The organism is Streptococcus sp. Z554 (assembly GCF_053010305.1).
Window position 1 is genome coordinate 18,568 of record NZ_JBRKNV010000008.1, and the last position, 21,880, is coordinate 40,447.

Annotated in this window: 21 protein-coding genes and 1 tRNA gene; 9 read left to right on the top strand and 13 right to left on the bottom strand. The window is 39.6% G+C overall.

All coding sequences use genetic code 11. The features are described from left to right. The first annotated feature begins 19 nt into the window (after positions 1-19). Both rsmG and ACVC7R_RS07345 read left to right on the top strand, forming a co-directional pair. Positions 20-733, top strand: a complete 714-nt coding sequence (rsmG, locus tag ACVC7R_RS07340; protein ID WP_447264150.1) for a 16S rRNA (guanine(527)-N(7))-methyltransferase RsmG — start codon at positions 20-22, stop codon at positions 731-733. Between the two features lie 515 nt (positions 734-1,248). Beyond that, positions 1,249-2,532 carry a uracil-xanthine permease family protein gene (locus tag ACVC7R_RS07345; RefSeq protein ID WP_447264151.1) on the top strand — a complete coding sequence of 428 codons (1,284 nt, stop codon included), beginning with the start codon at positions 1,249-1,251 and terminating at the stop codon, positions 2,530-2,532. Positions 2,533-2,611: 79 nt separating this feature from the next. Here ACVC7R_RS07345 and ACVC7R_RS07350 read toward each other — a convergent pair whose 3' ends face one another. From ACVC7R_RS07350 to ACVC7R_RS07370, 5 genes are all read right to left on the bottom strand, one after another. Then, positions 2,612-3,523, bottom strand: coding sequence for a DMT family transporter (locus tag ACVC7R_RS07350; protein ID WP_447264152.1), 912 nt, complete (start codon positions 3,521-3,523; stop codon positions 2,612-2,614). A 9-nt stretch (positions 3,524-3,532) separates the two neighbouring features. After that, positions 3,533-4,465, bottom strand: coding sequence for a serine hydrolase domain-containing protein (locus ACVC7R_RS07355; protein WP_447264153.1), 933 nt, complete (start codon positions 4,463-4,465; stop codon positions 3,533-3,535). Then, positions 4,462-5,187 carry a CppA N-terminal domain-containing protein gene (locus ACVC7R_RS07360; RefSeq protein ID WP_447264154.1) on the bottom strand — a complete coding sequence of 242 codons (726 nt, stop codon included), beginning with the start codon at positions 5,185-5,187 and terminating at the stop codon, positions 4,462-4,464. The genes ACVC7R_RS07355 and ACVC7R_RS07360 overlap by 4 nt, the downstream gene beginning before the upstream one ends. 148 nt (positions 5,188-5,335) lie before the next feature. Further along, positions 5,336-6,154: an endonuclease/exonuclease/phosphatase family protein gene (locus ACVC7R_RS07365; RefSeq protein WP_447264155.1), complete on the bottom strand. Its 819-nt coding sequence runs from the start codon at positions 6,152-6,154 to the stop codon at positions 5,336-5,338. 52 nt (positions 6,155-6,206) lie between these two features. Then, a complete protein-coding gene (locus ACVC7R_RS07370) occupies positions 6,207-8,393 on the bottom strand; it encodes a PTS transporter subunit IIBC (protein WP_447264156.1) in 2,187 nt (728 codons plus the stop codon). Positions 8,394-8,583: 190 nt separating this feature from the next. On the opposite strand from ACVC7R_RS07370, the gene ACVC7R_RS07375 reads away from it, so the two are divergent. The 5 genes from ACVC7R_RS07375 to ACVC7R_RS07395 are packed head-to-tail and all read left to right on the top strand — an operon-like array spanning position 8,584 to position 13,288. Then, positions 8,584-9,531, top strand: coding sequence for a TIGR01212 family radical SAM protein (locus ACVC7R_RS07375; RefSeq protein ID WP_447264157.1), 948 nt, complete (start codon positions 8,584-8,586; stop codon positions 9,529-9,531). After that, positions 9,515-10,072, top strand: a complete 558-nt coding sequence (locus ACVC7R_RS07380) for a tRNA (mnm(5)s(2)U34)-methyltransferase (protein ID WP_447264158.1) — start codon at positions 9,515-9,517, stop codon at positions 10,070-10,072. The genes ACVC7R_RS07375 and ACVC7R_RS07380 overlap by 17 nt, the downstream gene beginning before the upstream one ends. Continuing rightward, the gene (locus ACVC7R_RS07385; RefSeq protein WP_447264159.1) at positions 10,065-10,319 is read left to right on the top strand and encodes a hypothetical protein; all 255 of its coding nucleotides are present in this window, start codon (positions 10,065-10,067) and stop codon (positions 10,317-10,319) included. Before ACVC7R_RS07380 ends, ACVC7R_RS07385 begins: the two co-directional genes overlap by 8 nt. An 11-nt stretch (positions 10,320-10,330) precedes the next feature. Beyond that, positions 10,331-12,385 (top strand): cation:proton antiporter, encoded by a 2,055-nt coding sequence (locus tag ACVC7R_RS07390; RefSeq protein WP_447264160.1) that lies wholly within the window; start codon positions 10,331-10,333, stop codon positions 12,383-12,385. A gap of 39 nt (positions 12,386-12,424) precedes the next feature. Next, positions 12,425-13,288 (top strand): YihY/virulence factor BrkB family protein, encoded by an 864-nt coding sequence (locus ACVC7R_RS07395; RefSeq protein WP_447264161.1) that lies wholly within the window; start codon positions 12,425-12,427, stop codon positions 13,286-13,288. 63 nt (positions 13,289-13,351) lie between these two features. On the opposite strand, the gene ACVC7R_RS07400 is transcribed toward ACVC7R_RS07395, so the two are convergent. Together ACVC7R_RS07400 and ACVC7R_RS07405 are read right to left on the bottom strand one after the other, a co-directional pair. Beyond that, a complete protein-coding gene (locus ACVC7R_RS07400; RefSeq protein ID WP_447264162.1) occupies positions 13,352-14,293 on the bottom strand; it encodes an ATP-grasp domain-containing protein in 942 nt (313 codons plus the stop codon). Between the two features lie 13 nt (positions 14,294-14,306). Next, a complete protein-coding gene (locus ACVC7R_RS07405; RefSeq protein ID WP_447264163.1) occupies positions 14,307-15,557 on the bottom strand; it encodes a dicarboxylate/amino acid:cation symporter in 1,251 nt (416 codons plus the stop codon). A 350-nt stretch (positions 15,558-15,907) separates the two neighbouring features. On the opposite strand from ACVC7R_RS07405, the gene ACVC7R_RS07410 reads away from it, so the two are divergent. After that, positions 15,908-16,267 (top strand): DUF3397 domain-containing protein, encoded by a 360-nt coding sequence (locus ACVC7R_RS07410; RefSeq protein WP_447264192.1) that lies wholly within the window; start codon positions 15,908-15,910, stop codon positions 16,265-16,267. Positions 16,268-16,373: 106 nt separating this feature from the next. Beyond that, complete coding sequence (locus tag ACVC7R_RS07415) at positions 16,374-18,068, top strand: N-acetylmuramoyl-L-alanine amidase (RefSeq protein ID WP_447264164.1); 1,695 nt, start codon at positions 16,374-16,376, stop codon at positions 18,066-18,068. 32 nt (positions 18,069-18,100) lie between these two features. Here ACVC7R_RS07415 and ACVC7R_RS07420 read toward each other — a convergent pair whose 3' ends face one another. The 6 genes from ACVC7R_RS07420 to ACVC7R_RS07445 all read right to left on the bottom strand — a co-directional run bounded on the left by ACVC7R_RS07420 (position 18,101) and on the right by ACVC7R_RS07445 (position 21,810). Then, positions 18,101-18,415, bottom strand: coding sequence for a hypothetical protein (locus ACVC7R_RS07420; protein ID WP_447264165.1), 315 nt, complete (start codon positions 18,413-18,415; stop codon positions 18,101-18,103). Between the two features lie 175 nt (positions 18,416-18,590). Further along, a tRNA-Thr gene (locus tag ACVC7R_RS07425) sits at positions 18,591-18,663 on the bottom strand. A 47-nt stretch (positions 18,664-18,710) separates the two neighbouring features. Next, entirely contained in the window at positions 18,711-19,172 is a 462-nt protein-coding gene (locus tag ACVC7R_RS07430; RefSeq protein WP_447264193.1) for a GNAT family N-acetyltransferase, read from the bottom strand. Positions 19,173-19,210: 38 nt separating this feature from the next. After that, entirely contained in the window at positions 19,211-19,996 is a 786-nt protein-coding gene (locus tag ACVC7R_RS07435) for an ABC transporter permease (RefSeq protein WP_447264166.1), read from the bottom strand. Position 19,997: 1 nt separating this feature from the next. Next, entirely contained in the window at positions 19,998-20,816 is an 819-nt protein-coding gene (locus ACVC7R_RS07440) for an ABC transporter permease (protein ID WP_447264167.1), read from the bottom strand. 1 nt (position 20,817) lies between these two features. Continuing rightward, positions 20,818-21,810: an ABC transporter ATP-binding protein gene (locus tag ACVC7R_RS07445; protein WP_447264168.1), complete on the bottom strand. Its 993-nt coding sequence runs from the start codon at positions 21,808-21,810 to the stop codon at positions 20,818-20,820. Positions 21,811-21,880 lie beyond the last annotated feature (70 nt).

Genomic DNA, 21,880 nt, shown 5'->3' on the forward strand with positions numbered 1-21,880 from the left:
ATAAAAGAAGGATACAGCTATGAAACCAGAAACTTTTTACAGATTACTCGCTAAACAAAATATTATTCTCACTGACCAGCAAAAAGCACAATTTGAACGTTATTTTGAACTTCTTGTTGAATGGAACCAAAAAATCAACCTGACAGCCATCACTGATAAAGAAGAAGTCTACCTCAAACATTTTTATGATTCTATCGCTCCTATTCTTCAAGGGTTGATTGCGAACCAAGACATTAAGTTACTCGATATTGGAGCAGGGGCAGGATTTCCAAGTCTTCCAATGAAGATTCTCTACCCTCAGCTAGATGTGACCATCATTGATTCTCTGAATAAGCGGATTAACTTCCTTCAGCTTCTGGCTGAAGAGCTAGGATTAGAAGGGGTTCACTTCTACCATGGACGTGCCGAAGACTTTGCCCAAGACAAGAATTTCCGTACCCAATTCGATATTGTGACAGCCCGCGCTGTTGCTCGCATGCAGGTCTTGTCTGAATTGACGATTCCTTATCTAAAGGTAGGAGGAAAACTTTTGGCCCTTAAGGCCAGTAATGCCCCTGAGGAATTGACAGAAGCCAAAAATGCTCTCAACCTTCTCTTTAGTAAAGTTGAAGACAACATCAGCTACACACTTCCAAATGGAGACCCTCGCTATATCACTGTGGTTGAAAAGAAAAAGGAAACTCCAAACAAATATCCCCGTAAGGCTGGCATGCCAAATAAACGCCCGCTTTAAAAATTTTTAAAGGTTTACCACACAATCATGCATCGAGTCTTTGTTTCTTGGCTCGGGAAAAGGGAGAGGAACAGAAATCGATTACCATTTAAAATGACGATTTCGTCGTCCCTCCCCCGCAAAGTTGAGTAGGTCCATCAAAGCTAGAATCATAGCGTAAGATGGACCACTCAACCACTGCGTCAATCTGTCACCTCTATCCTGATGCAAAAATGCATTCCTCAGTAAGTCACACCTCGCTTTCTCATTTCAAGGCTCGGGAAAAAATGATTTACAAAATCTTGCCTCGCGTCTTTGTTTCTTGGCTCGGGAAAAAATGATTTACAAAATCATTTTTTTCTGCTATACTATCACAAGCAAAGGTTTTTAATGTCATCCCGTGAGGTGACGAAGACGTAGAAATATATGAAATTCTTTAGGAATGAGCTCATCCTCTTTTTAAAGATGTCTTACTCTGAGAGCCTATTGCTGTAAAATAATGGGCTCTTTTTTGATGCCCAAAAAGTGAGGTATTTATGAAACAAGAATCAACTGTTGATTTGTTACTCGACGTTGACCAACGTCCTTCTTTTGGTAAGGGAATTCTACTCAGTTTCCAACACGTTTTCGCCATGTTTGGTGCGACCATCTTGGTGCCACTGATTTTGGGAATGCCTGTGTCTGTTGCCCTTTTTGCATCAGGTGTCGGAACACTGATTTACATGCTATGTACTGGCTTTAAAGTTCCAGTCTATCTCGGATCTTCTTTCGCCTTCATCACTGCAATGTCTCTTGCTATGAAGGAATTGGGTGGCGATGTTTCTGCTGCTCAAACAGGAGTTATCTTGACTGGTTTAATCTACGTTCTTGTTTCAACTAGCATCCGCTTTGCTGGTACAAAATGGATTGATAAACTTTTACCACCAATCGTTATCGGACCTATGATTATCGTAATTGGTCTTGGTCTTGCAGGTTCAGCTGTAACAAATGCTGGTCTTGTTGCTGATGGCAACTGGAAAAATGCTCTTGTAGCTGTGGTTACCTTCCTCATCGCTGCCTTTATCAATACAAAAGGAAAAGGATTCCTTCGTATCATTCCTTTCTTATTTGCCATTATCGGTGGATATATCTTTGCAGTCTTTCTTGGTCTAGTAGACTTCACTCCTGTTCTTCAAGCTAACTGGTTTGAAATTCCTGGTTTCTACCTACCGTTTAACACAGGTGGTGCCTTCAAAGAATACAACCTCTACTTCGGTCCAGAAACAATCGCAATCCTACCAATTGCAATTGTAACAATTTCTGAACATATCGGAGACCACACGGTCTTGAGTCAAATCTGTGGCCGCCAATTCTTGAAAGACCCAGGTCTTCACCGTACCCTTCTTGGTGACGGTATCGCAACATCTGTATCTGCCTTCCTTGGTGGACCAGCCAATACTACCTACGGTGAAAACACAGGGGTTATCGGTATGACTCGTATCGCTTCTGTATCAGTTATCCGTAACGCTGCCTTTATCGCAATTGCCCTAAGCTTCCTTGGAAAATTCACAGCCTTGATTTCTACAATTCCTAGCGCCGTACTTGGTGGTATGTCTATCCTTCTTTATGGGGTTATCGCCAGCAACGGTTTGAAAGTTTTGATTAAAGAGCGCGTTGACTTCGGACAAATGCGTAACCTCATCATCGCAAGTGCCATGTTAGTACTTGGACTTGGTGGAGCAATCCTTAAACTTGGTCCAGTTACACTTTCTGGTACTGCCCTCTCAGCTATGACAGGTATCCTTTTGAACCTGATCTTGCCATACGAAAATAAAGACTAAAATGTATTCATAAAAAATCCACTCATTCGAGTGGATTTTTTATATTCAATGCTATTTTTTTGACAAGGAAACGCAACTTCTACTCTGATTTCTTTCTCTTTTCTAGTATTAAATCTTTCAATGAAATAATAGTCACAGCCAGTAAAATCATTGCCATACCAAGAAAATCTACAGGATAAAAAATATCTCCCATAATCATGAAAGCGAAAAAGACTGCAGATATTGGCTCAATAGATGCCAAGAGGCTAGATTTGACTGGGCCAATCATACTAGCTCCCTTAAGAAAGGCTGTGTAGGCAAATACAGTACCGATGAGAATAATTCCCGAAAAGGCTAGAAAAATATCAAGAGACATAGGTAAACTAGCACCAATAATACCAGTGAAGGGTACTGCTACAAACCCAGCGATAGTCATTCCAACACCAATAACCAGAATGCTCCCCCATTTTTGAATGAGTTTCATCGGTAAAATGATATAAAGAGCATAGGTTAAAGCTGAGAACAAGCCCCAAAAGAGACCTGCTGGTGTCATAGAGAGCTGATCCAATTGACCATGAGTCGCAATGAGAAAGGTTCCTCCTATAGCCAAAATCATAGAAATAATTTCAGCTAGAGTAGGTGCTACCTTATCCTTGATACAAGTGTAAGCCAAGATTCCAACAGGACAGACATATTGAAGAACCGTCGCTGTGCCAGCATTTGTCTCCTGAATAGCTGATAAATAAGCCAATTGATTCAGAAAGAGACCAAATAAAGAAAATAGAAATAGAGAAAATAAACTTGATGTATCCTTTAGAAAAGCTAAAAATTGCTCTTTGGACTTAATATACGATAAAAGAACTAAGAGCAGACCTGCTATAATTAAACGGATATTAGTCAGAACTAGAGCCGAGATCACATGAGCCATCAAGTACTGACCACTGGTCCCAGATAGTCCCCAGGCAATACCTGCAATCACGGTAAAAAGAGTTCCTTTAAAAGCTTTTGACATTCTTCCTCCCTAGTCTGCTTCACGAATCAAATCCATGATCTGATTACGGTCTATGATCCATTGGGCACGCTCGTCTTTTTCGTAGGTTCTATTGGACAAGAAAATAGCTGCTTCCTGCTTCTTGCGATTCCACATAATAAAAGTTCCAGTATATCCTGTATGATCCAGCCAATCGCCTTCAAGATTCCAAGCTAATGAGCGTTCTTTGTCACTCAAATCTGAAAAATTCTGACTTAATCCTGCAGCAAAATCATCCTGTAAATAATGCTCTAGGAAGATTTTTAAATCCTTCACAGTTGAAAACAAGCCTGCACTCCCAGCATGTCTACCTAATAAACGAGCCTTGGGATCATGTACCACTCCTGCTTTCTGTCCCCGAACTGTAGGAACTGCACTGCTAACTGGGCCAAACTGGGTTTCCTTCATCTTCCATGGATTCAACACTTGCTCTTGTAAAATTTGGTCTAAGTCTTTTTCAAAGTAGTTCTCTAAGAGAAAACCGAGCAAAAGAAAGTGGACATCTGAGTATAAAAAAGCTCTCTTCTCTCGGCGATTCAAATGAAACATGGCTTCTCTTAGCTGGTCCGCTGAGAGCTGATCTCTGTTGGGGATATAAGGATCCAAATCCGTTGCATGCGTTAGCAATTGTCGAATGGTGATATCTGGATAATCCGCCTCTGGAAGATAGGTCTTAATGGATTGATCGAGCTCAATCTTGCCTTGCTTCCACAAGAAGGTTAAAACGGTTCCTACCCCCACAACCTTACTCACACTAGCCAAATCATAGACCAAACCCTTACGAGTTTTTTCAGCTGTTTCCGGATTTGCGACTCCCAGGCACCATTCAGACCAAACACCATCCTGATAATACGCAAAAGAGGCACCAGGATAAATCCCTGCCTCAATTTGTTGCTCTATTTTTTGAATGATTTCTTGCTTCATACTTCTTCAAACCACAATTCAATATTGTTGACATCCTTGGTTAGGAAAAACTTTTCAGACTTTGGAACAAAGTAGCCTGCAGTTTCAAAACGTTGACGAAGATTAGCTAAGTCAAGTGTTTGTACTTGAAATTTCAACATAGATAAGTCCCAAGTTACATTATTTTCAACAAGCAAATCACTACCGTGTGCTTGTTGAAAAGCTATCCCATTTTCGATTTCCTCTTTTTCAAGGAGGCTTGTCGTCTCTTCGGGCAAGTTAATTTCCACTGAAATATCAAATGCTGTCAAATATTGCAGTTTCTCATCTTTTGAAAAAGTGACTGTTTCATCAACCTTTTTCAAGTCTTTGATATCATCTTCTGCATGGATAAGGATTAGATCCTCTTCTGGTGAAAGGATTTCAAAACCATACCCTTTGGTCCCTCTGTATAACTGAGGAAGAGTTTCCATTCTAGCTAATAGTGCCTCAATCTCAGATGGATTTGCCACTTTTACGATTAATCTAGCTAATTTTTTTATCCCTTCAACTTTCCGAGTTCTCATACTTGGTGATTCTTCTAAAACTAATTTCTCAACACCCGATTGATCTCCGAGTGATAGGAAAGCTGACTCTTCTAATAAGGGTTTCATACCTAAGGTCTGGATATAAAACAATTCATTTAATCTTCTATTATTTACCTTTAGCGTCGGGATTATACGCACAATTTGATTTACATTCATAAATTCCTCCAACACTTTTTATTTTAAAGGATTTTATTCTATTTTACAAGTTATTCAACTAAAAACTTTAACTATATTAACCCCTTGAATCAGTAATCCCCCTTCGTTATCAAAAGGGGGGCTAGTTATATTTTAGTAAAATTCTTTTTTAGTTCTTCCAAGAAAGTATTGCTTGAAGGCCATAGTGATCACTAACTTGTGGACTTGCTTGGCCATCAAAAACTACTTGTAGTTTTTCTACCTCTATATCCTTTGTCGTAAAGACATAATCAATCCTTAGAGGTTCACTGTTGCCCTTCCATCCATCAATTTCAGGAGGAACGGTATAGCTACCACTTCTGTCTTTTGCAACTTCAAATGCATCTTGTAAGTCTAGTGGACTAGCTAGGATAGCTTGATAACCCTCCTGACCTGCAGGATTATTGAAATCCCCAGCTAGCAAGAGACTCTTGTTCAATTCTTTCAGAACTGCTTCAAAGCGTGCCCACTCCTCTTGGAAACCTTTATCCCACCAAGAAAGATGCACACTCGCAACTGCAAGCTCTTTGCCTTCCACTACTGTTTCTGCTAATGCAACCCGACGAGTATGATAATCAGTTGGATCATCTACATCTGAAACCAAAATTTCACGCGCCTCAATCGGTGTTTTAGATAGAATAGCCACACCCTCATGATAACGGTCATAACCGATATGATTGTAGGCCCAAGTCCAATAATATTCCAGACCTTTTTCAGCTAGTTTCTCTACCAAAAGACGCACATAATGGTCTTGGTGAATGGGTTCTGCTGAAGGTAACGGATGATATAGCGGGCCCGCTTCTACTTGCTCTGAAGTAATTTCTTGGTTGATTTCTTGAAAACAAATCAAATCATAGCTATTTTCAAGTATATCTTGTAACAAGAGCTGAAATTTTTCTTCTGGATCTTTTTCCATCCAACTATGAGTATTGAGTGTTAAAAACTTCATACTTTTCTCCTATAAACAAGAGGTTGGAAAACAGTTCCAACCCCTTAGTGTATTACAATTCTACTTTTGCAACTGGTGTGTTAGCTGCAAGAGAACCTGTTTGTTCCAATTTAACTGACTTGATTGCGTCTCCATTTGTAAAGACAACTACAGTTGTAGTTTCACGACCTGCTGCCTGAATAGCACCAAGGTCAGCTTTGACTAAGAGATCACCAGCAGCTACTGCTTGGCCTTCTGAAACCTTCACATCGAATGGTTTTCCTTCCAAACTTACAGTATCAAGACCGATGTGAACAAGAACTTCAAGACCTTCTGCAGTCACAAGACCAAGAGCATGCTTAGTTGGGAAGATACTTGATACAGTACCTGAAACTGGAGATACAATGTTTCCATTCGATGGTTCTACTGCAAATCCATCCCCCATCATTTTTTGTGAGAAGACAGGGTCCTTAACTTGTTCCAATTCGATAACTTGACCGTCAGCAACTGAGTAAACTTCTTCAGTCACTCCTTTGTATACAACAGCATCTTTTTGAGCTGCTGCCATTTGACTTGGAAGAGTTTCAGGAATTACTTGACCTGAGTCAAGAATATCTTGGATATCTGATTTCAAAACGTCTGCTTTAGGTCCGTAGATAGCTTGGACACCTTGTCCTTTCATGACAAGCCCCATAGCTCCTTCTGCTTTCCATTGTGCTTCTGAACCAACTTTTTCAGCATCTTGTACAGTAACACGTAGACGAGTCATACAAGCGTCAACATCGACGATATTAGCACGTCCACCAAGAAGATTAATAATATTTACAGCTTGAGAAGCTGCAGCAACTTGCCCTTCTCCGTTAGATCCTTCTTCAGTAGCACCTTCAGCTGTTTCGTAATTTCCATTACGTCCTGGAGTAGCATAGTTGAATTTTTGAATCATGAAATTAGCAATGAAGTACATGATAACTGCAAAGAGGACAGTTACCCAAACAAAGTTAATAATATCCATTCCAAGGCCTGCGTTAACAGCCAGTGGAGTACGAGTCAAGAATTCGATTGAACCGAATGAGTGCACACGAAGGTTCACAATATCAGCCATAGCAAAGGCAGCACCTTGAACTAATGAGTATACAAGGTAAAGAGGAGTTGCAACGAACATGAACATATATTCAATCGGCTCAGTAACACCAGTCAAGAAAGTTGCAAGAGCTGTCGCAATCATCATTCCTTTGTATTGGTGTTTCTTGTCTGCTTCAACATTACGGTAAATCGCAGCAGCCACACCCATCAAAATACCGAACGAACCAATCATTTGTCCAACTTTGAAACGAGCTGGATGTACTGTATCTAACAAGTGTTGGTATTGACCAGCGTCAGTACCTTTAAGGTTTACAAGGTCAGTTACCCATGCAAGCCAAAGTGGATCTTGACCAAATACTTGGCTACCTTTTGCTGCACCAGTTAAGACATCATAAGTACCACCAAGAGCTGTATAGTTCATTGGGATAGTCAGCATGTGGTGAAGTCCAAATGGCAAGAGCAAGCGTTCCAAAGTACCATACAAGAATGGTGCTAGAACTGGAGCTGTTTCTTGAGAGTTAGCAATCCAGATACCAAAGTTGTTAATACCTGTTTGAACAAGTGGCCAGAAAATTGAAAGAAGAATTGCAGCAATTACTGAACGAAGAATAACTACGAATGGTACAAAACGTTTTCCGTTAAAGAATGAAAGTGCATCAGGAAGCTTACGGAAGTTGTAGTATTTATTAAAGGCAGTTGCCCCTATAAAACCAGAAATAATCCCTACGAAAACACCCATGTTCAGTGCTGGAGCTTCCATAACACTGATAAAGTAATCAGAAACTTTGATTGAACCACCCAATAGTGTTGAAACCATGGCATTTGGATCTTTCAGCATGTCTCCTGATACGCCAAAGATTGTACCAGTGATACGGTTGATTAAGATAAATGCTAGACCGGCAGCAAAAGCACCACCAGCACGTTCTTTAGCCCAGCTTCCTCCAATAGCGAGGGCAAATAAGATATGAAGGTTAACGATAACTCCCCAACCAATTTGCTCTAGTACGCCACCAGTAATAACTAGGGGAGCAAGGTTTGGGTCAATCATTGCAAGTGACTTACCGATTGAAATCATCAATCCAGCCGCTGGCATAACAGCGATAACCACCATTAGAGCCTTACCGAATTTTTGCCAAAATTCGAAAGACAAGACATTTTTGAATGTATCTTTCATCATTCAAATCTCCTTTATATTTATTCGGCAAACGTTTTACGAAAGCGTTTGCACTTATTTATGACTCTATTATACCACTTTTTATTTTTTTGTAAAGGTTTTTTTAAAAGATTTTTTTAGTTTTATCATTTCGATATCCGTCACTCGTTTGCTGACTTTGAGTTTACTAGTGTTTTCTGATATAATATGAACTATGAAATCCTATAATACCTTGAATGATTATTATCGTAACTTATTTGGAGAAAAAACCTTTAAAGTTCCTATTGATGCTGGCTTTGATTGTCCCAATCGTGATGGTACGGTAGCTCATGGAGGCTGTACTTTCTGTACGGTTTCTGGCTCTGGAGATGCTATCGTTGCTCCTGACGCACCTATCCGCGAGCAATTTTACAAGGAAATTGACTTTATGCACCGCAAATGGCCAGATGTCAGAAAATACCTGGTTTATTTCCAGAATTTTACCAATACTCATGAAAAGCTCGAAGTCATTCGCGAACGCTATGAACAAGCTATCAATGAACCTGGTGTCGTTGGCATTAATATCGGTACACGACCAGACTGTCTTCCTGATGAGACTATCCGATATTTGGCAGAGCTGTCAGAACGAATGCACGTTACTGTAGAGTTAGGCTTACAAACCACATATGAAGCAACTTCTGAATTGATTAACCGTGCCCACTCCTATGAACTCTACGTGGAAACGGTCAAGCGCTTGAGAAAGTATCCGAAAATTGAGATTGTCGCCCATTTAATCAATGGCTTGCCAGGTGAAACTCATGAAATGATGGTGGAAAATGTTCGCCGTTGTGTGACTGACAATGATATTCAAGGGATTAAACTTCACCTACTTCATCTCATGACCAATACTCGGATGCAACGTGATTATCACGAGGGTAGACTGCAGCTTATGAGTCAAGATGACTATGTGAAAGTTATCTGTGACCAACTAGAAATCATTCCCAAACATATAGTCATCCATAGGATTACGGGTGATGCGCCTAGAGATATGCTGATTGGTCCTATGTGGAGTCTCAATAAATGGGAAGTTCTAAATAGCATAGAAGCTGAAATGAGACGTCGAGGTAGTGTCCAAGGATGCAAGGCTGTAAAACAGGAGTTTATGAATGAAAAAACCACTTGAAATGGCACATGATTTTCTTGCCCAAGTCATCACTCAAGAAGATATTGTCGTTGATGCGACCATGGGAAATGGCTATGATACTCTTTTTCTTGCTAAGTTAGCGAAACAAGTCTACGCTTTTGATATACAGGAACAAGCTTTGAAACAGACTAGTCAACGGCTACAAGAAGCTTGTTTAACAAATGTTGAGTTACTTCTACAAGGTCATGAAACCGTAGATCAGTTTGTAACTGTGCTAAAAGCAGCTATCTTTAACTTAGGTTATCTTCCTTCTGCTGATAAGTCTATCATTACTAAACCTCAAACAACCATCGAGGCACTTGAAAAGCTCTGTCAGATGCTCGTTAAAGGCGGACGAATAGCTGTTATGATTTATTACGGGCATGAAGGTGGAGATTTAGAACGCGATGCAGTCATGGATTATGTCAGTCAGTTACCGCAACAAGAATATACTGCTACTATCTATCGCACCCTCAACCAAATTAACCATCCACCATTTTTAGTGATGATTGAAAAATTAGAAAGGTATCGACATGGATAAACAATACCTAAAAGATAAAATCGAAACTCTACGTCACAAATTCGTTGAATCAACCCAACACGAACGTGCAGTTGGTGTTTTGGATGAAGCCCATATGAGCAAAAAAATGCTGAAAATTAAGAAGAAAATGATTTCACTTGAAATGGAGCGTTCTCAGAAGAAAATCGAGCATAGGGACTGCTCAAAAATTGATCAAAAAATCCAAGAACAAAAGGAACTTTTTGAAAATTATCGTAAACAAAAATAGGGAGGTGGAAAATGAATTTACTTTTTTATCTCTTGGTATTTTTACTAGTTCTCATTGTTTCTAGTACAACCAACAAGCTGCTTCCTTTTTTACCCATGCCTCTGATTCAGATTTTGCTGGGAATTGGGCTTGGACTTTGTTTACCCAACAACCAATATCACTTAGATACCGAGTTATTTCTAGCTTTAGTCATTGGTCCACTACTCTTTCGCGAGGCTCAAGAAGCAGACATTACTTCTATCCTAAAACACTGGCGCATTGTCCTCTACTTGATTTTCCCAGTTATCTTTATCTCAGCCCTGAGCATGGGAGGAGTCGCCCATGTCCTTTGGGCTAGCCTTCCGTTGGCCGCCTGCGTAGCAGTTGGTGCTGCTTTAGGTCCTACTGACCTAGTCGCCTTCGCATCCCTTTCTCAACGCTTTTCCTTCCCGAAGCGGGTTTCTAATATCCTAAAAGGGGAAGGTCTTCTGAATGATGCTTCTGGACTCGTAGCTTTTCGGATGGCTCTCATCGCTTGGACAACAGGAACATTCTCTCTTACCCAAGCCGGAACTTCATTAGCCATTTCCATCGTTGGGGGATTTGCAGTCGGCTGTATAACAGCCCTAATCAATCGCTTCCTTCATACCTTTCTACTCAGCGTCCGTGCAACAGATATCGCAAGTGAGCTCTTATTGGAACTTAGTTTACCTCTCTTGACTTTTTTCATAGCCGAAGAGATTCATGTTTCAGGCATCATCGCTGTTGTTGTTGCTGGGATTCTGAAAGCCAGTCGTTTCAAGAAAATAAATCTCCTTGAAGCACAAGTTGATACAGTTACTGAGACTGTTTGGAACACTGTAACCTTTATGCTCAATGGTTCTGTCTTTGTCGTTCTTGGAATGGAACTGGAAATGATTGCAGAACCAATTCTCAAGAGTGCTTTTTACAACAAAGTGCTTCTCTTAGTCAGTGTGTTCCTCTTGACCTTCCTACTCTTTGCCATCCGCTTTGTCATGATCTATGGATTTTACGCTTTTCGGATTAAGAAGCTTCATAAAAGTTTAGATAAGTATGTCAAAGACATGCTCCTCCTGACGTTTTCTGGCGTTAAAGGAACGGTATCCATTGCCACTATTCTCTTGATACCGTCCGATTTAGAGCAGGAATACTCTCTTCTTCTCTTCCTCGTAGCTGGTGTCACCCTGGTCAGTTTCCTTACAGGATTACTCGTACTCCCGCACCTTTCTGAAGAGAAAGAACCCTCTAAGGATCAGCTCATGCACATCGCTATCTTAAACGATGTCGCCATGGAACTAGAGAAGGATTTAGAGCACACCAAAAACAAGGTTCCACTCTATGCAGCTATTGACAACTATCATGGCCGTATTGAAAATCTTATTCTTAGTCAAGAAAACAAAGAAATTCAGGAAGACTGGGAAGCTCTTAAACTCTTGATTCTTAGTATTGAAAGCGATGGTTTGGAGCAAGCCTATGAAGAAGGAAAGATTGGAGATCGTGCTTATCGTGTCTACCAACGCTATCTGAAAAACATGGAGAAAAATATTAAGCGAAACTTTGCTTCTCGACTAACCTACTACTTCCTTGTTTCCATACGCATTCTTCGTTTTCTACTTCATGAATTGCTCACATTTGGAAAAACATTGCGTTCATGGAAAGACAAGGAAAAACAAAGACTTCAGGCTATTGACTATGATCAGATTGCAGAGCTCTACCTGGCCAACACGGAAATCATCATCGAAAGTTTGGAAAACCTCAAAGGGATTTATAAGAGTTCTTTAATCAGCTTTATGCAGGAATCTCGTCTTCGCGAAACCAGTCAGATTACTAGTGGAGCCTTTGTGGAACGGGTTATCAATCGTATCAAACCCAATAACATTGATGAAATGCTTAGAGGATACTACCTTGAGCGTAAGTGTATCTTTGAATACGAAGCTCAAAAACTCATTTCAGCTCAATATGCCAAAAAGCTACGCCAAAATGTCAATAATTTAGAAACCTATTCCTTAAAAGAATCTGCTAATACCTTACCTTATGATATGATGGAATTAGTCCGAAGAAATTAAAATCTATAGAAAACAAGAGAAAAACTGGAGGATTGTAACATGAAAAAGTTGTGGAAACAGCTGACTGATAGACCCTTATTAAAAGCTTTTTTGCACTACTATCAAGCCTCCGATAGTGAGTTAACTAGCGTTGCTGTTGCCTACTATTGGTTGATTTCAATCTTCCCTTTACTTATGATAGTGGTCAATATCTTACCCTACTTTCAAATTCCCATCTCAAACTTTCTATTAACAATCAAGGAATTTTTACCAGATACAATCTATGAAGTTGTTGCAAAAATTGTCAGAGAAGTTCTGACTCAACCATCAACAGGTTTACTAAGTTTTGCTATCTTATCAGCACTTTGGACTTTCTCCAAATCCATGGATTTTCTTCAGAAGGCCTTTAATAAAGCCTATGGAGTTGCAAAAAATAGAGGAATTATCTCACACCAGCTGATGAGTCTCTTGGTTAGCTTTGGCCTTCAAATTCTCTTTGCCCTTGCCTTATTCCTCAGTATGTTCGGCCATATGTTATTGGACTTGCTTAAAAACTACTGGAAATCCGATAGTGCTCTGTTTTCTTATCTACAAGATTTTACAGGACCGCTGATCTATGCCTTTCTTTTTGCTACCGTGATTATGCTCTATTATTTCCTACCAAATGTTAAAGTCAGTCGGATTCGATACGTCATACCTGGAAGTCTGTTTGTACTCGTTACCACTATTGCTTTATTAAACATCTTTGCAGCTTATTTCAACAATTATGTCAATTATCTCGTTGACGTCAGATTTTTCAGTTCAATCGTCGTCGTTGTTATGATGTTCTGGTTCATTATCATTGCCAAGATATTAATTATCGGTGCCGTCATCAATGCTAGTGTTCAAAGCTTGAAGGATCCAGGCTTTAAAACAAATCAATAATTTTTTACCGATTAAACAAATCCCCCAGTCATTTGATACTGGGGGATTTTTGAATTTCCTACTTTATTGTCCACTCGTGAGGGCTTGCAATTCTGTTTTTAAATACTGTGCCAAGTGTTGGTGAGCAAAAATATTGCCATTTTTTTCTGCTGTAGGATTGTAGTTGGTGTTAGTATTTACATCATAAACATAAATGTCTCCACTCTCTGACTGAACCCATTCAATAGCAGCAACTTCAATCTGAGCATTTTTGAGGAATTTTTCATAGGCCTCTCTTCGAGAATCTGGTAGAGGTTCTGTAATCTGGAATTTCTCAGACGTTTCCAGTTGTTCTGGTCTCTTGCCGATTTGACAACCATCTGCGGGACAAAGTTGGAAACCGTCTGAAGAATCAATCGAAACAGTATAGAGGAACTTTTGATTGATAAACTCTGAACGACGGATACGTCCATCACTTGGCTTGATGTAGGCTTGTAACAAGGTAATCCCGTCCACTGAAGGTTCAAAGAGGGGACTATTGACATAAGCCTCCAGTTCCTCTTCATTTTGGAAGAGTTGAACTCCTAAGCCTTTTCCAGCTCGATTATGCTTGGTAATCAAAGGATAGATATTTAATTTTCTTGCCGCTTCAATGATATTTTCTTGACCCAAAACTGCAACTGTCGCAGGCGTTTCAATACCAGACTCGTTTAACTTCAAATATTGTTTGACTTTACTGATTTCAAGGTTGATAGCACCAGTACCATTCACGACTTTGCGTCCGTGTGCTTCTAACCAAGTAATCACCTGCTCTGTAAATTCTGGTGCATAGCGATGACCTCTGGTATGAGAAGATGCAGACATGCGATTGTAAAAGATACCTTGCGGCGGTGGGCTTTGCAAATCTAAAATCCCACTAGACAAATCCCATAGTTCATAAGGGACTTCTAATTCTTCCAACCATTTGACTAAATGCTGGGTCCATTCTATATTCTCATGAATCACATAAACTTTTGCTTCACTCATTATTCATATCTCCCTAAGAAAAGCTGACTGATAATTGGCTTTCCTTTTCTTCTTCTAAAATATATCCTTCTGTTTTTTCGATAACGCTAACTGTTAAGATTTGACCCAAAACATTGATCATAGTACGGCCAGCATTGACAAAGAAATCAACTGCAAAAATCAAGGCCACTCCTTCAACTGGCAAGCCCAATTGAGGTGCTGCAGCTAATAAAACTACGATAGCTCCTGATGGCACAGTTGCTGCAGTTTTTCCAATCAAAGTCAACAATAAAACAGTAAACAAGAGACTTGATAAAGAAAATTGAATACCATAGGCGCGGGCGATAAAAATTGTCGCTACTGAGAAATAAACCGCTGCTCCTTCTAAGTTAAAAGTATATCCTAAAGGAACAACTAAATCAATTGTATGCTCGTCATGCCCCTGTTTTTTCAAATCTTTAAGAAGTGATGGCAAGACCACACTAGAACTTCCAGTAACAAAAGCCAAAGTCAAGAGACTCCAATTTTCACGAAAGGCTGATAAATACGGTACTTTAAAGAATACAGCAATCAAAGGGAAAATAAGGAGAACCAAAACAGCATAAGCCAGATAAGTTCCAATTACAAACTGACCAAGCCCAATCAACTTGTCGACACCCGTAGTTGCAACATCTTTAGCGATAAATCCAAAAATACCAATCGGTGATAGTTTGATAATTACTGCAACAATCTTGTAAATGGCTTCAATCCAGATTTGGAAACCTTCGATAATCTTCTGAGATTTATCAGACTTAAGATTCCCAATTCCGTAACCAAGAAAGATGGCAAAAACGATAATTGGTAAAAGGGCACCTTCTGAAAGAGACTTGACGATATTTGATGGAATAAAACCAAGTAGAAATTCGCTAAATTTTACATTGTTGGCAATCCCATCAAGATTCCCACCAGTTTGACCGATGTTCACTCCTTGTCCAAATCCTAAATAGTAACTAGATAATACAAACAAAAGAGTAATGGCAGTTGTGACTGCGAAAAAGTAAACCAGACTCTTGGTCAAGATTTTTCCAAAAGATTTTTTCCCGATAACACTGGCAACTGCAACAACAATGGTTGGGAAGATTAGCGGAATAATAACCATATTGATCAGTTTAATAAAGGCCTGACCTAAAAATTGATAAAAGCCTGCAAATTGTGGCCAGATGACCGCAGCGACAACACCTAAGATTAAAGCCACCAATAATTGGATGCCAAGTGAGAGTTTTGACCATAAACTAACTAATTTCATAAGATACTCCTTTGCTTTATACTCAATGAAAATCAAAGAGCAAACTAGGAAACTAGCCTCGGGCTGTACTTGAGTACGGCAAGGCGACGTTGACGTGGTTTGAAGAGATTTTCGAAGAGTATTATTTGCTACTCATTCTACTACGATTCATCTATCCTGACTAATATATATTTTTTATTGTCACCATAAAAAAGATTTATAATGAACCTTCAAACTGTTCTCGTTTTGCAGTGTGAATCTCATTGATGCTCAAGTTAGTATAAAAAATCAGTTTCTAAACAAAAATTTTTAGAAAAACACTGTTAAATCAAGGAATATGCTTTTCTTTTATTCAGATTTTATGATACAATATTGTTATGATTTTAATGAAACTCGCTTCCGTCTTGCTTTTGGTATTAACCTTGGCTTTGGCTATTATCTTTAGTAGATTTTTTAAGTTAAAGAAAAAGGGGATTAACTTTGCAGATTTGGCTTTTCCTTTCCTAATTTTTGAATACTATTTGATTACTGGGAAGGTTTTTACACACAATCAACTTCCCATTTTGGGAGCAGCCCTATCTTTGCTAGCCATTATTCTAGTCTTTTTCTTCCTGAGCAAAAAACGTAGCTTTTATTATCCAAAATTCCTTAAATTCTTTTGGAGAGCTGGATTTCTACTCACATTGCTCATCTACATCATCATGATTGTTCAAATCTTTATGATGAAATAATACAAAGCATGCCAGCACCTCAACAGTTGGTGACAAGTTTTCCACATGAGGTGCTTTTCTTATGATATTAAAAAAGAGATTATTAAAAAAATAGGAGATAAAACAAGTGAAAAAAACGCTCTTGGCAAGTGCCATCACGCTTTCTTTTCTCGGATTCGCAACAAACTCAGCTTTAGCCGAAGAAAAAAACATAGAGACTACTTCAGCAGAAAAGATACAAGAAACGACCATTACAGAAAAAGCAGAAAAGAACACCCCTTCAACCAAGGAAACTGCCCCTTCTACTGAAACAAGTTCAAGTCTGTCTATAACTTCTACAACTACAACTACAAATCCAAGTACAAGTTCAGACAAGAAAGAAGAGACTAAAGCTCCAGAAGTCAAAAAAAATGGATGGGTATTTGAAGAAAATGTCTGGCGTTTCTATGAAGCTAATAAACCTGCTCTAAATTGGAAGAAAATCCACGCAAAATGGTACTATTTCGACAAAAACGGTATCATGCTCAGCGATACTATCTATGATGGGTATATCCTGACTAGCAGTGGTGCTATGGTCGATAGTGGCTGGGGCAAAATCAAAGATAAATGGTACTACGCTAAACCATCTGGAAAAATTGCTAAACAAGAATGGAAGAAAATTGGTGGTGTTTGGTACTACTTTGATAAAGAAGGTATCATGCTCAGCAACACAATTTTCAATGGTTATCTCTTTTCTAACAGTGGTGCTATGGCTGAAAACTCTTGGGTAAAACATGATGGAAAATCATATTATGCCCTCGCTTCTGGCAAAGCTGCACAACAAAAATGGGAAAAAATTGGTGGTGCATGGTACTACTTTAACAAAGATGCCAGCATGGCAAACAACCAATGGCAAGGGAACTACTACCTAAAAGCTAACGGTGTTATGGCTGAAAAAGAATGGATTTTCGATAAAGGCTATAATAGCTGGTTCTACTTGAAATCTAGTGGTACTTATGCAGCGCGTGAATGGATTGGCTCCTACTACCTCAAGTCAGGTGGTTACATGGCTAAGAGTGAATGGATTGACGACAGCTACTACAATGCTCGTTACTATTTAGATGAAAATGGCGTTTATGTCACAGGAACTCGCAAAATCGACGGAAAAACTCAGCAGTTCCAAAGTAATGGGAAATGGATTGGCGAAATTCCTGTAAGCCGTGGTTTTGAAAAAGGAAAATACACGAAAACTGTTTTCTTAGATCCAGGACACGGTGGTAAAGATCCAGGTGCTGTTTACTATAACACGAATGAAAAAGACCTCACTATGCAAATTTACAAGAAACTTCGCAAGGAACTCGAGGGACTTGGTTATACCGTTCTTTCTTCGAGAGATAGTGATGTCTATGTCGACTTTATCACTGAACGTTCAAAAATGGTGAATAGTACAAACTCAGATATTTTCATTAGTATCCACTTTAATGCTAGTGGCAACCCTGCTTCTAACCGTTCTGGAATTCAGACCTATTCTTACGAAGACGCTCCGGGCTATCGCGCTAAGATAAATCCTTACTGGCATAACCATCCTGATCGTATCAGTGAAAGTAAACGCCTTGCTGCTGATATCCACTCTTCTCTCCTAGCTGAAACAGGTGCTAAGGATGCAGGTCTCCTCCAAAGTAGCTTTGCTGTCCTTCGAGAAACAGATAAACCAGCAGTTCTCCTAGAGCTTGGTTATATGGACAATTTCAACGAAAACCAACAAATTCGGAGCGATGCTTACCAGAATAGATTGGTGGCTGGTATTGTCAAAGGTATTCAAAAATATTACGCAGGCAAGTAAAAAAGTCTCGAGAAATCTCGAGACTTTTTGTATTATGATTCTTTCTTATTAGCGTCAGGAAAGAGAAATCCAATTCCCACGCAAGCTAGCACTCCTGCACCGATAACCAAACCACTTGAAAGTGGCAAGATGTCAAAAATAGCATTTGCAATGATAAAGGCAATAATCAAGCTCATGAGACTAGCCTTATAATCTTTTTTAACCAAATTCTCAAGAGTAAAGAATAAGAAAAGACCTACTGGAAAAAGTGCCCAGATGTTAACATCAAAACTTGGCCATCCAACCATTCCAAAATACAAAACTGCAGCCGCAACTACCAAAAATCCGATACCTAATACTTTTTTCATGATTCTACCTCATTTTCTAATTTGTTAGGAAGCTTTATCTCCCTTTGACAATTACTACTATAACAGAAATAAAAAACACAAACAATAGGTTTTGCCTATCTGGTAGACATCGCAGACTATGTGGTCAGAATTTTATAAAAAGGAAAAAAGAAGTCCAAGAGGACTTCTTTCACACTGCCGATTGCAGGGATCGAACCTGTGACCTAGGCTTTACGAGTGCCTTGCTCTACCAACTGAGCTAAATCGGCATTTACCCTTATAGTATAGCACTATAAGGAAGGATGTCAAGGGATTCTTAACCCATCTTTTTAATCAAAATCTGACAAGGATTTTGAGGCCCCCAAAGTTGTGGAAAAATCTCTAATTTTTTAAAGCCAAGACTGCGATAAAAGACATTTGTTCGATCATAATCTTTATTAGAGCCTTCTGCTACTGTTTTCACTTGCAAATAATCAACATTTTTACTGGCTTCACTCTCTAAAGTAGCAAGTAAGCGACTACCAATTCCTCTACCTTGATGAGCTTTTTTTACACCGAGACAGTCAATCTCTGCACAATCTTCACTAGAATAGGCCAAGCTTACAAAGCCAAGCAAATCACCATCCTGATAGGCGGCCCACACTTGCAAGCCCTTGGCTCCTTCGATGTAGGCTTGCGTGCTTTCGGGTATTCCAAACCATTCTGGCAAATCCCTTAAAATCTCAGCGACAACTGCCATTTTTTGCTCTTCATCCTTGACTTCTTTAATTATAAACATCATTAGTTCCTTTCTTGATTTTGGTCTAACTTTACCTCTTACGATCCAGCACTTTCATAAGCATCCAATCCCCTGTCCCAGAGTTTGAGGGAAATAACAAAGAAAACAAGGGAAATCAAAATCAAACCACCAATGTTAAAGAGCACATTCTTGCCCTGCAATAAATAACTAGCAGGATAGTAGGCGGTAAAGGCGAAAGGCACAATGAAGCTAATCAACCAACGAAGAAGCGAATTGTAAATAGATATCGGGTACTTAGCAAAATCATTGAACATATAAAAAATATAAATCATGGCGCCTGACTGCTTGGTCCAAAACGCGATGCTGGCTGTCGCAATTTTCAAGGAAGTATAGATCAAGGTTGCAAAAGGAATACAAACTAGAAAAATCAGGAATTTAGGAATAGACCAAGCAATGCTAGTCGCCGTTGTTGCTAGTAAGATTCCACCGACCAAGAGTTCGCCCAAAGCATCAATCTGAAAGGTCTCAACGAGGATGTGAAAGAGAGGATTGATAGGACGAGTCAAATACTTGTCAAATTCCCCTTTTCGCACCAAGCGTTGACCTAGCGCCCATAGATTGTCAAAAAAGAGATGGTCCAATCCCTTGGGAATCAAGGAAAAACCATAGATAAAAGCAATCTCTTGAAAGGTCCATCCTTCTAGGGATGGGATATGTTGAAAGATGACATTGAGAAACAAGAGGTTCAAGCCTTGAGTCAGAAAGACTCCCAAGACACCAACCACAAAATCCACCTTGTATTCCATGATCTGTTTGATGTATTGCCTGATAAAAATCAGATGCATGCGTTGATATTTTTTCATACTAACCTCCTTGAATGGTGATGAATGACTGGACTCGTTTCCAAATCAACTGAGACAAGCCCACCATCACTAACAGCCAGAAGAACTGGAGCAAAAGCGCTTGAAGAATCTGACTGGCATTGTATTTCCCAAGAATAATCATGACCGGAGTGTAAATCAAGGATGAAAAAGGCAAGAAGGAAAGAATATCTGCAACCACCTTTGGAAAGAAAGCCAAGGGAATCAGACTTCCAGACATAAAGGATACTAGAGAAGCCTTAAATACTTGAGAACCCCATAGATTTTTAAATATAAAGGCTGAAAATCCAAAACAGATATTAAAGAAAAAGTTAATCAGATAGGCGAGCGTTAAGCTAATGAGATATAGAACCGTCGATCCCAGTACTTCTACAATCCCTTGTCCAGACAAGATTTTCACCAAAATGATGACACTTAAAAATGGCAGTCCAACAGAGATAAAAATCAACCACTTGGAACCAAGCTCGGTAAAGAGGTAAGAAGCCGCAAAATGCACTGGTCGCAACAAACGCATGATAATGGAACCTTCCTTGACCTCATCACCGATCATAAAGGAGCTATCTGACTCAGTTAATAAATTAGTCACAAAACTCATGATGATATAAAGGGTGATATCTGCCATACTGAAGCCCTGAATCAAAGACTCCTGCGAGGAATCAAAGACAGCCTTCCAGAGATAAAATTCCACAAAAGCCCCCATGACATCGCCAATCCGATAGAGAATAAAGTTGACTCGATAGGTGATCAACTCCTGAATCCCTGCATTGATAAAAGGTTTATAACGTCTCCACAATTTGACCATCTTAGAGCTCCTTTCGGTAGAAGCGACGGATAATATCTTCAATATCCGTATCTACCATCTTCAAATCACGGACTTCAAAATCAGATAAGGTTTGCTTGATAATATCGGCTGACTGGTAGCGAGAACTATCGAATTCAATAGTCAGGCTATTTCCTTGTCTTTCAATGGATGTATCAGGCAAGCCTTCATAGTGGGAGACTAAATGACTTTGACCTGGCATCAGATCGAAGGAGAGAGTCTTCATCTTGCCAAAGGTTTCCTTGAGCTGGCTCACCGTTCCATCAAAAATCTCTTGCCCTTTGTCAATCATAAAAATCCGATCACAGAGTTGCTCAATATCACTCAGGTCGTGAGTGGTCAAGAGAATAGTGGTCTCTTCCTCCTGATTGATCTGAGTGATAGCCCGACGAATGTTATCTTTGACCGACACATCCAAACCAATAGTCGGCTCATCTAAAAAGAGAACCTTGGGATTGTGAAGCAAGGAAGCCGCAATATCCGCCCGCATCCGTTGACCCAATGAAAGAGTACGCACAGGATCCTTGATAAATTCCTTCAAATCCAAGACTTCATTCAAAAAATCCATGCGCTTATGGAAAAGCGAGTCTGGCACATCGTAAATCTCCTTCAAGACCGTGTAGGTCTCTTGCAGAGCCAAATCCCACCATAGCTGGGTGCGTTGTCCGAAAACGACTCCAATATCCTTGACATAATCTTGGCGATTGTCCTGGGGAATCTTGCCATTAATCCGACAAAAACCAGATGTTGGTTTCAAAATTCCGGTCAGCATTTTAATGGTGGTTGACTTCCCAGCACCATTTGCTCCGATAAAACCTAGAATCTGCCCCTTTGGTACCTCAAAGGTCAAATCCTTGACCGCTTCAAAGGTCTGCTTTTCAGGATGAATAAAGGAGCGCAAAGCTCCCTTCAAGCCTGGTTCCTTTACTGTCTTCACAAAATTTTTCTGAAGATGTTCCACTTCTATCATTGGCATATTGATCTCCCTATCGTAAAAAATCGTAAAATCATGTCCCTGAGCATTCAAACACGATTTCTTATCTCCT